Annotated in this window: 10 protein-coding genes; 3 read left to right on the top strand and 7 right to left on the bottom strand. The window is 34.7% G+C overall.

Annotated elements, in window-relative coordinates; genetic code table 11:
• The first annotated feature begins 227 nt into the window (after positions 1-227).
• Positions 228-1,130, top strand: coding sequence for a glutamate biosynthesis transcriptional regulator GltC (gltC, locus tag RTL21_RS10160; protein WP_312095765.1), 903 nt, complete (start codon positions 228-230; stop codon positions 1,128-1,130).
• Between the two features lie 64 nt (positions 1,131-1,194).
• On the opposite strand, the gene pepF is transcribed toward gltC, so the two are convergent.
• Positions 1,195-2,985, bottom strand: coding sequence for an oligoendopeptidase F (pepF, locus tag RTL21_RS10155; RefSeq protein WP_312095764.1), 1,791 nt, complete (start codon positions 2,983-2,985; stop codon positions 1,195-1,197).
• Between the two features lie 572 nt (positions 2,986-3,557).
• Complete coding sequence (locus tag RTL21_RS10150) at positions 3,558-3,758, bottom strand: IDEAL domain-containing protein (protein ID WP_312095763.1); 201 nt, start codon at positions 3,756-3,758, stop codon at positions 3,558-3,560.
• 173 nt (positions 3,759-3,931) lie between these two features.
• On the opposite strand from RTL21_RS10150, the gene RTL21_RS10145 reads away from it, so the two are divergent.
• Entirely contained in the window at positions 3,932-4,759 is an 828-nt protein-coding gene (locus RTL21_RS10145; protein WP_312095762.1) for a Cof-type HAD-IIB family hydrolase, read from the top strand.
• 78 nt (positions 4,760-4,837) lie between these two features.
• On the opposite strand, the gene RTL21_RS10140 is transcribed toward RTL21_RS10145, so the two are convergent.
• The 3 genes from RTL21_RS10140 to RTL21_RS10130 form a co-directional block, all read right to left on the bottom strand.
• Positions 4,838-5,077, bottom strand: coding sequence for a hypothetical protein (locus RTL21_RS10140; RefSeq protein ID WP_312095761.1), 240 nt, complete (start codon positions 5,075-5,077; stop codon positions 4,838-4,840).
• 33 nt (positions 5,078-5,110) lie between these two features.
• Entirely contained in the window at positions 5,111-6,184 is a 1,074-nt protein-coding gene (locus RTL21_RS10135) for a branched-chain amino acid aminotransferase (RefSeq protein ID WP_312095760.1), read from the bottom strand.
• Positions 6,185-6,380: 196 nt separating this feature from the next.
• On the bottom strand, positions 6,381-6,512 hold the full coding sequence (locus tag RTL21_RS10130; protein ID WP_312095759.1) for a hypothetical protein: 132 nt from the start codon (positions 6,510-6,512) through the stop codon (positions 6,381-6,383).
• 380 nt (positions 6,513-6,892) lie between these two features.
• Here RTL21_RS10130 and RTL21_RS10125 point away from each other — a divergent pair, with 380 nt between their 5' ends.
• Complete coding sequence (locus RTL21_RS10125; protein ID WP_312095758.1) at positions 6,893-8,023, top strand: CAP domain-containing protein; 1,131 nt, start codon at positions 6,893-6,895, stop codon at positions 8,021-8,023.
• A gap of 48 nt (positions 8,024-8,071) precedes the next feature.
• Here RTL21_RS10125 and RTL21_RS10120 read toward each other — a convergent pair whose 3' ends face one another.
• On the bottom strand, positions 8,072-8,983 hold the full coding sequence (locus tag RTL21_RS10120; protein ID WP_312095757.1) for an AEC family transporter: 912 nt from the start codon (positions 8,981-8,983) through the stop codon (positions 8,072-8,074).
• 157 nt (positions 8,984-9,140) lie between these two features.
• Positions 9,141-10,403, bottom strand: coding sequence for an L-lactate MFS transporter (locus RTL21_RS10115; RefSeq protein WP_312095756.1), 1,263 nt, complete (start codon positions 10,401-10,403; stop codon positions 9,141-9,143).
• Positions 10,404-10,406 lie beyond the last annotated feature (3 nt).

The following is a 10,406-nucleotide window of genomic DNA, read 5'->3' as shown; positions in this document are numbered from 1 at the left end:
TTAATCATTGTATACAACATAGTCGATTAGTTGACTGTTGCTAAGACCAACATCGACAATAGATATCCTGCAAGTTGAAAAACGGCATATTCATTCGATAAGAAAACTAAGGATCGCTTGCTTTTTTCCTATTGATTATTAAAGCTAGTTGTTAGGCACCACGTACAAATCAGACTACTATGACAATATATTCATTCTGATACTCACAAAAAAGAAGGTCGATAATAATGGAACTTAGACAATTAAAATATTTTATTGAAGTGGCGGAGAGAGAACATGTATCAGCAGCTGCTGAACATCTTCATGTTGCTCAATCTGCTGTTAGTCGTCAAATTGCTAACCTAGAAGATGAATTGGGCGTTCAGCTATTTGAACGAGAGGGTAGAAATGTGAAGTTGACTTCAATCGGAAAGATTTTTCTAACTCACTCCCTTGCTATCGTCAAATCGGTTGACCGTGCCATAGAACAAGTAAACGCCTATTTGGATCCAGAAAGAGGCTCGATTAAAATCGGCTTTCCAACTAGTCTTGCAAGTCACTTATTACCAACGGTTATTTCAGCCTTTAAAGAAAAACATCCAAATGTGAAATTCCAATTAAGACAAGGATCCTATCATTTTTTAACAGAAGGAGTTAAAAACAGAGATTTAGATTTAGCCTTTTTAGGTCCTGTACCAACGGACGACTTTATGTTAACAGGAAACATTTTGTTTACGGAAAAAATCTTTGCATTATTACCGAGTAATCATCTGTTAAGTGAAAGAAGAGCCCTTCGATTACGAGATTTACGGAACGATCAATTTGTTCTATTTCCAGAAGGATATATTTTGCAAAAAATTGCCATTGATGCGTGTAAACAAGAAGGATTCTTGCCTAATATTAATGCGGAAGGCGAGGATTTAGATGCGATTAAAGGATTGGTTTCTGCGGGAATGGGTGTGACGCTTCTACCGGAAAGTACTGTTCATGACACTGTACCTAAGTTTACGGTGAAAATGCCAATTGAAGATCCGATTATCAGTCGAACAGTTGGGATTATTGTACCTAGCAATCGTGAATCATCTCCATCTGTTCAAACCTTTCGACGATTTGTGATCGACTTCTTCACTATTTTAGAAAAATATCAGTAAAAGGAATGAATAAGGGTCTAACTTCCTTTAAAAGGTATAGACCCTTATTTTTTCTACCCATTTCTTATTTTTCTAAAACTTCCTTCACTAAGGAATGAAAAATAGTTAATGCATGATTGATTGGGTCCGGAGTAGTTAAATCAACACCAGCTTTTTTGAGAAGCTCAAGTGGATAATCAGAACTTCCGCTCTTTAAGAAGTTCAAATAATTTTCTACGTCCTTCGCCTCTCCCTCTAATAGTTTATCGGCAATATTAATCGCGGAAGCAAACCCAGTCGCATACTTATACACATAAAATGGACGATAAAAATGAGGGATTCTTGACCATCCATACTTCACTTGCTCATCTACTACTAATTCACTGCCATTATACGCTTTAAACAATTCTTCATAGGTCGAATTGAAAAAATCCAAGGATAGTGGCATCCCCTTTTCCGCTTGCTCATGCACTGTTTTTTCAAATTCACTGAACATCACTTGTGTAAAGAATGTTCCTTTAAAGCTATCAATAAAATGATGCAATAAATGCTCTCTTTTCAATGGATCCTTCTCTATTTTTAATAAATGCCTAATTAACAGTACTTCGTTCACAGTAGAAGCAACTTCTGCGACGAAAATACTGTAGCCAGCACTTATTTGTGGCTGATGCTTACTACTAAAATAGGAATGCATCCCATGACCACATTCATGAGCAAGTGTAAATAAGCTATCTAAATCATCGCGATGGTTTAGTAGAATATATGGGTGTACGCCATATAAGCCTAAATTATAAGCACCGGAACGTTTACCAGGTGTTTCCCGCACATCTAAGTACCGCTTTTCTTTAAAGGCTTTTAATACAGATATATATTCTTCTCCTAACGGCTGTAACGCATCAAGCATGATTTGATATGCTTGATCATAACTTATCTCTTCCTTTGCTGCTTCCCCTACTAATGGAACACTTAAATCATAGGCATGTAGCTCATCAAGCTGGAGTCGTTTTTTCCGAAATTGCATATAGTCATCCATATAAGGTAAATTTTTTCGTGTGGTCTCAATTAAGTTATTGTACACTTCTACAGGTACTTGGTCTCCAAATAAACTTTTTTCTAAAGCAGACGGATAGTTTCTAAGTTTTGCTGTTTTCACATTGTTTTTTACTGCTGCACTAAATGTTGTGGTAATGGTATTTTTCAGTCCAATATACGGCTTATAATATGCTTCGTATGCTTCTTTCCTTACTGCTCTATCTTCACTTTCAATTCTTTTTGCATACATTCCCCTTGTTAACTCAATCTTTTCGCCGTCCTCATTTGTAACTTCCCCAAATGTTATATCTGCATTATTGATCATCCCAAAAACATTGCTCGGAACACCTAGTGATTCGCCTAGCTCTGATAATATCTCTTCTTTTTCCTTACTTAACACATGCGTCTTATAGCGGAAAGACTCTAATAAGTCTTTTTCAAAATACGCTAAGCCTTCTTCTTCTCTTATGTACGCTTTTAATTTGTTTTCATCTAACGATAGTAAAAAAGGCATGAAAAAGGAAGTTGCACTACTATATTTCTGCCCAACATAGCGCACTTTTTCAATCAGACTTTGGGCATGTGTATTGCGTGTATCTAAATCTAATAAAAGCATCCCATATGCATATACTTTGCGATAGATAAAACTAACTTCTTCTGATAATGCTAGATATTCTAATAGATTAGAACCATCGAAAATATTGCCATTAAATGCTGCTAGCTCGCCGATTTTTTTCTCCACTAATTGGAGATCATTTTCCCAGTCTAGTTCTGTTTTGTAAATATCCGTCAAATCCCATTTTTCCAATTCAGCAACTTCTTTTCTTGTTTTATATGTATTCATAAACTTCCTCCCATACATTTGGTATTCTATTATTTAATGGTATACCCATTAAGTAAATTATGTATATGCTGTAATCATACCTAGCATTATCCTTTCGTGTAAAGTGCAAACGTTTATGCAAGTTTTAATAGGAAATTTCAGATGGTTAATTATTGTTATATAATGCAGTTTTCCACTTACTAAAAAATATTCAACGAAAAGTTATTTCAGATTAATCGCATCAAAATTTTTCAAAAACACCAATGTAAACTTAATCAAAAGAAAAAGCTTGCTAATATTCTAGTAATTATGTTATATTAGTCAAGCGATGAGCTATATTGAATAAGTCAATGAACGCTATTGCGCTATGTGGAGCGTAGTTTATTGCCTCAATACGTAGGACACATTTAAGTGTCCCATATACTGCCGATAAACTTATGTTTATCGGCAGTTTTTATTTTGTCAGGATATTAAAAAAGCTATCCTTTTTCGCAAGGAAAAACCTCACTAAATTTTCTAGTTGAAAATTCAGCGAGGCATATCCCCTACTAGGACAGCTGTTATGTTACGAATAGTATAAAATATTGAGATTATTATGCGGTTAACTGCTTTAACTCTTCTGTTAAGCGATAAAACTGTTCTTTGTTACCAGCAATTAATGTTTCGTCAATTTGTTTTTTTAGTTCAGCTTTTCGAAAGTCGTAAAGGGCCTTTTCCAATACCATTTCAGCAAATAAAGAATCCACAACATTTCCTACAGACTGTTTTGGTGCATTTAATAAATACTTTTCCATTCGAATCAACCCCTTGTTCTTTTTTACATTATAGCAGTAATTTTCTGATAATTCAAATACTTTTTTAAGGAAATTTATTCCTTTTAAAACTTTTGTTAAAATATTGAGTTATATATAGGCTATTTTCTATTTTTCATGTATTCTTTATAGAGGTTAGGAAAGGGGAATGTAAAATGACTTATAAAATGATCGTTTTAGATATGGATGATACTTTATTGACAGATGAACATACCATTTCAGATGCTACACAAAAAGCATTAATGCTTGCGCAAGAGAATGGAGTTAAAGTTGTCCTAGCATCTGGAAGACCAACATATGCCATGCAGGATGCTGCAAAAGAGCTAAAGCTTGCTGAGTATGGCAGTTTTATTCTTTCGTTTAATGGCGCAAAGATAACGAATTGTAAAACGAATGAAGAACTATTCAGCAGTACACTTACTCCTGAAATCGTTCACGAGCTATTTGAATTAAGCCAAAGAGAAAATGTGTGGATTCATACTTATATGGAAGACGCAATCATTACACAACAAAATAATCCTTTCACTGAAATCGAAGCACAAATTACCGGTTTACCTATTAAAACCGTTTCTGATTTCAAACAGACAGTTTCTTCTCCTGTCGTAAAGGTATTAATGGTAAAACAAGAAGATCACTTAAAAGAGGTAGAAGCAAAGCTGCAAGAAGAATTAGCGGAACATTTAAGTGTAATGCGCTCAAAACCATTCTTTCTTGAATTTACTGAATTAGGTGTCACAAAAGGGACAAGCTTAGCGATCCTTATCGAAAAGCTTGGTATTACAAGAGAAGAGGTTATCGCCATTGGTGATAGCTATAATGATGTGGCAATGATTGAATTTGCCGGTCTTGGAGTCGCAATGGGAAATGCCCCTGATGATGTAAAGGAACTTGCAGATTATGTAACGGATACCAATAATAACGATGGTGTCGCTAAAGTTATTAATGATTTTATTCTTGAGCCTTTAGTTACTAAACAAATCTAAACGGTAAAAATAAAGAAAAGCATACATATGTATGCTTTTCTTTATTTTTACATTGTCAATACACTAATAATGCTTTACTTACTCTTCCTCATCTGGCTCATTAAAAACCTTAATCGTTTTAAAAGCCAAATTCACTTTAAAATGAAGATTCCAATTACTACGAAGGACCTCTATCTCATGGTCTTGAACAGAAACACATAAGACAACATCTCCATCCCAATCCATTAATACATATTCATTTTGATTAGAGAATAATTTATAGTCTTTATGTGCTATTAAATTCCATCCAAAATTTAGCGTGTGGCTTTTATTCGCCATGTAGATGCTCCTTTATTTTCCTTGTAAAAGGAATTATTTCACTTCGACTGTCCAGCCAAATGGATCTTCTTGTCTTCCGTTTTGAATATTTGTAATGGTATCATATAATTTTGTTGCTAGTTCCCCTGTTTCACCATTATTTAAGACAATTTTTTCTTCATTCCAGAAAAATTCACCAATTGGAGAAATAACAGCAGCAGTTCCTGTTCCAAACGCTTCTTCTAATTGACCATTTTTATGTGCTTCAAAAATTTCTGCGATTGTTATTCTTCTCTCAGTAACAGGAATATTCCAATATCGCAGCAATTCCATAATACTTCTTCTTGTAACTCCCTCTAAGATGCTTCCATTTAATTGAGGAGTCACTACTTCTCCATTAATTTTGAAGAAAACGTTCATCGCGCCTACTTCTTCAATGTATTTCTTTTCTACTCCATCTAACCAAAGCACTTGAGAGTAGCCTCTTTCTGTTGCAATTTGCTGTGCTTTTAAGCTTGCTGCATAGTTACCAGCTGTTTTTGCTGAACCAGTACCACCTGCAACTGCACGTACGTATTCATTTTCGACGAAGATTTTTACTGGTTTTACACCTTCTTTATAATACGAACCTACAGGAGATAAAATGATCATAAATTTATAGCTGACTGATGCTGCAACACCTAAATACGGTTGTGTAGAAATAATAAATGGTCTTATGTATAAAGAAGTACCTTCACCATTTGGAATCCATTCTCTATCGATATTAATTAATTGTTTTAAAGCATTTAACGCAAACTCTTCGTCAATTTCTGGGATACAAAGTCTGTCATTTGATTTATTTAAACGCTCCATATTTTTTTCTGGTCTAAATAAAAGGACTTTTCCCTCTTTTGTTAAATATGCCTTTAATCCTTCAAAAACTGCTTGTCCATAGTGGAAAATAACAGAAGCAGGATCTAAAGTAATTGGTTGGTATGGAAGAATTTGTGCATCATGCCATCCTTTGCCAACTGAATAATCCATCATAAACATATGGTCAGTAAAAACTTTACCAAATACTAATGTAGAAGGATCCGGTTTTGGTTTCTTTTCTTTTGCTAATGTTACAGTAATCGTTTGTTCTGTCACTTTCCATTCTCCTTATCTTAACTATTATTTCTATTTATTATAACGCAAACTTACTGTAGAGAAAGTAATTTTCATAAAAAGTTATAAAATATTTTGCTTTACTAAGGAATTTGTGGAACTTTTCAATAAGTTGACACATCACACGAACACAAAAAAACAACCAAAATCTACAATTATGTACATTTGGTTGCCTTTATTAATTCCAATGCTTTGTGTCTTCTAAAAGTTCGTCAATTTCTATATCAATTAAATTCCATGAGGATATTTCCTCCTCTAAATCGGTTGTGTTTGTTAAAATTTCGTCGATGTCGGTTCTAATTAAATGCATTGATTGCCTCCTTTAAAACCGTCTTAATTCTGTCTAGAGTTTATGTCTAATAAAAGTTCCAAGCTGGAAACGGTTATCTCTATTATAGCAGTAATTACTTTTACATATAATAAAGCTGCTTTACAAATTGATTACACCTTCTAGACAAAATGATGAAATTCTTTCCTTTAAAGAGAAACAGCAAGAACATGTTATAATAATGGATACTACATAACGATGGTCGAAAACGCTTGTAGGAGAGGAAATATAGATGTTTATCTTAATCGATCCATTTCAGTAATAAACAGTCTACTGTTAGACTAACCTAATTTACTAAATACATGCGTTATGTATCCACTTTTCTTTGGTTATACTGGATAAACAACTGGAGGTTAAACAATATGACAAAACTTTTAAAATGGGTTATTACCCTTCTTTTAATATATACGGCATACAATTTCTTTATTAATGGCAGTGAAAAAAATGCAACAAATTCTCATTCTATTACACTGAAAAATAGCATCAATCAAGATTCCGTTACCTCCTTTATTCAATCACTCACACAGGAGCTAGGAAATCTGAAATCCTTCTTTCAAGAAGCTCAAGATATTCTGCCTGACTGGAATGTAGAAGAAAATACAAAAGAAATTAACAAACCTGAATTGAAAACACCAAAGGATCATCCTTTTTCCATCTATAACATTACCCTAGGCGAGGATAAACAAACGGTAGAAAATTCACTAGGCGCACCACAGCGAGTGACAGCCAATGAATACGGAATTTCATGGTTTACTTATCATAATAATTATCAAAATTTCTTCATGATAGGATATGATGAAAACAATAAAGTCGCAGCCTTATACACTAATCAAGATTTGATTTCTTCCACCAATGGCATTAAAAAAGGGACAAACAAAGAGCAAGTGTTAGAAACATTAGGAGAACCTTTAACAGAGTTAAGAAAAGGGATGGTTTTTTATAAAATGGCAGAGGATAGGGATTATGAGATGTTTTCCCTCGACGATTCCTATGTCACTGTATTTTTTGATAAACATGAAAACAACACGGTTACCGCCCTTCAAATCGTCAGTTCTTCCTTAGAGGAAAATCGTAAAGATTTTTACGTAGATGGAACAGAAGAACTAAAGGAAGGCTTTGAATATCAACTGTTTGATTTAACCAATGCGAGTCGAGTAAGTAATCATTTAAAACCATTAACATGGGACGAGGCAGTAAGAGAGACAGCCCGCAAGCATAGTTTAGATATGGCAGAAAATAATTATTTCAGCCATACGAATCTGGATGGAGAATCCCCATTTGACCGTATGCTTAACGATGGCATTCGCTACAGCATGGCTGGCGAGAACCTAGCTTATGGCCAAAACAGCAGTGTTTTTGCCCATGAAGGCTTAATGAATTCAATCGGACACCGGGAGAATATCCTTCAAAAGGATTTTGCTTCCTTAGGCGTTGGAGTAGCCTTTAACAACAATGCCCAGCCGTACTATACAGAAAACTTCCTAACAAAATAAAAAAAAACAACCTCCCTTGGTTGTTTTTTTATTTACAAGTGTTAATGGTTAAACAATCAAATTACCAATCATCCAAATTAAGAAAAAACTAATCACAATCGATAAATTCGCAGCAGTGCCGACAAAGCGTTGGTTATATTTGAACTCTACACTATACGGGAGAACACTGGATGCCATAGGTAAAATTAAGCAAATTAAAATCGTTGAGCGGAACATATCTTCTGCTGGCCATAAAAAAAAGGCAAGTAATCCCAATAAAAGACCGGTTCCATACCTAATACCAAGCACTCTGCCGATTCCTTTCCAATGCTTCTTTTCAAATGAAAAATTCAAATAAATACCGAGCAGTAACAGAGACAGTGGCATATTTGCCTTTGAAATGGTTGTGGTTACATCTATCACCTGATGCGGCAAGTGAATACCAGTTATACTAATAATGAAAATAATTACATATGTCATTAAAGGAATGGATTTACTTAGCCTTCCCCCAATATGTTTTGCAGTAAGCACCATTCCATCTTTCGAATAATAACTCCCGATTAAATAACTAATACCAAAGGTAACGATAGCATTGCCAATATCAAACATGCCAAAATATTTAATCCCTTCTGTTCCCCAAATACCTTGGACTAAAGGATAGGCAAATATTCCAATATTGAAACCAGGGATAAGCATGCCTAACATCCCTTTTTCCTTGTTTTCTTCTTTTCGAAACAGAAAAAGGCCAATAATAGAAATAATCACTCCATAAAATAGACCTAGAAAAACTAATACAAGCAACGACTTCTCAATAACAACATTATGTAAGGTGGCAATAATCAAACAAGGCAAAGTGATATTAAAAATTATACGTGCTAAACTTTCTCCATCCTTTTCTTTAATAATATTTTTCTGTTTAAAAAAATAACCGATTGCAATGATAATAACCGAATACAAAAACTGGGTATTAAAATTTTCCATTCTCTAATTTCCCCTAACTAATGAGTTACAATACTAATGAAACTACTATACTACTAATCATAATGCTTGCAAAGGCTTTGTTTAGAAAAAAAAGGATCCGATACGAGATAAGAAAATGATCTTATCAAGCGTACCTAATCCTTTTTAACTATATCAATTAAAAGCTATTGCTTTCAGTCACTGTTTTATTTATTTCTTTCAATCTACGAATATCTAAACGAATTAACAAGGAAACAGACAATGATAGAATAAACAGACAAGCGAAAACAATTAACGTTCCTTGGTAGCTGCCTGTAGTAGCACGAATCCATGACACGATGCTAGGTCCCGCAACACCTGCCGCAGACCATGCAGTTAAAATATAACCGTGAATAGCACCCAGTTGTTTTGTACCAAACAAGTCGCCAATATAAGCTGGTATCGAAGCGAATCCTCCACCATAGCAAGACATAATAATAAATATAATGATAGAAAAAGCAAGATAATGATGTAAATGAGGAAGCGCAAAGAATGCTACTACCTGTATAGCAAAAAACAATGTGTATACATTCGGTCTGCCAATATAATCAGAAATAGCAGCCCAAGCAATTCTACCAGCACCATTGAATACACCCATAATACCTACTAGTGTTGCAGCTCCTGCAACAGACATTCCTGCTAACTCCTGTCCCATTGGAGAAGCAACAGCGAGAATAGCAATGCCACATGTGATATTGATAAATAGCATAATCCATAACGCCCAAAATCTCTTTGTCTTTACTGCTTCATTCGCTGTTAACTGAGACAAATCTTCTTTTACTTTCATCTGACCAGTTTCCACTGATTGTTTAAATCCTTTTGGCAGATAACCTTTAGGTGGTGCTTCTAAATATTGTGCGGAGCAAAGAATAACGACAAAATATACTGCTGCAAGAATATAAAATGTATTGGATATGCCAACAGTATTAATCAAATGATTCATAACGGGACTGCTTATCATCGAAGCAAAGCCAAATCCCATAATTGCAAGCCCTGTTGCTAAGCCTCTACGATCTGGAAACCACTTAACCAATGTCGATACAGGTGTAATATAGCCGACTCCTAAACCTATTCCTCCAAACATACCGTATGTGATATATAGTAGAGGTAAAGATTCAATACTAGTTGCAAAGCCAGCACCAGCCATCCCTATACCAAACATAAAGGCGGAAAGTCTGCCAGATGCACGAGGACCATATTTCTCTACAAAATGACCAAGAAAAGCAGCAGATAAGCCCAAAAATAAGATAGCGATACTAAACGTCCATGAAATACTAGTTAAACTCCAGTTAAACTGAGCTTCAAGCGGCTTCGTAAAAACACTCCATGCGTAAACAGACCCGATTGAAATATGAATACCAACTGCAGATAATGCGATTAGCCAACGATTTTTTGTTTTCATTTG

The sequence above is a fragment of the Niallia sp. genome (genome assembly GCF_031978665.1).
Taxonomy (GTDB): domain Bacteria; phylum Bacillota; class Bacilli; order Bacillales; family Cytobacillaceae; genus Niallia.
Note: the sequence above shows the minus strand (reverse complement) of the source record. Positions and strands in the feature narration are given on the sequence as shown.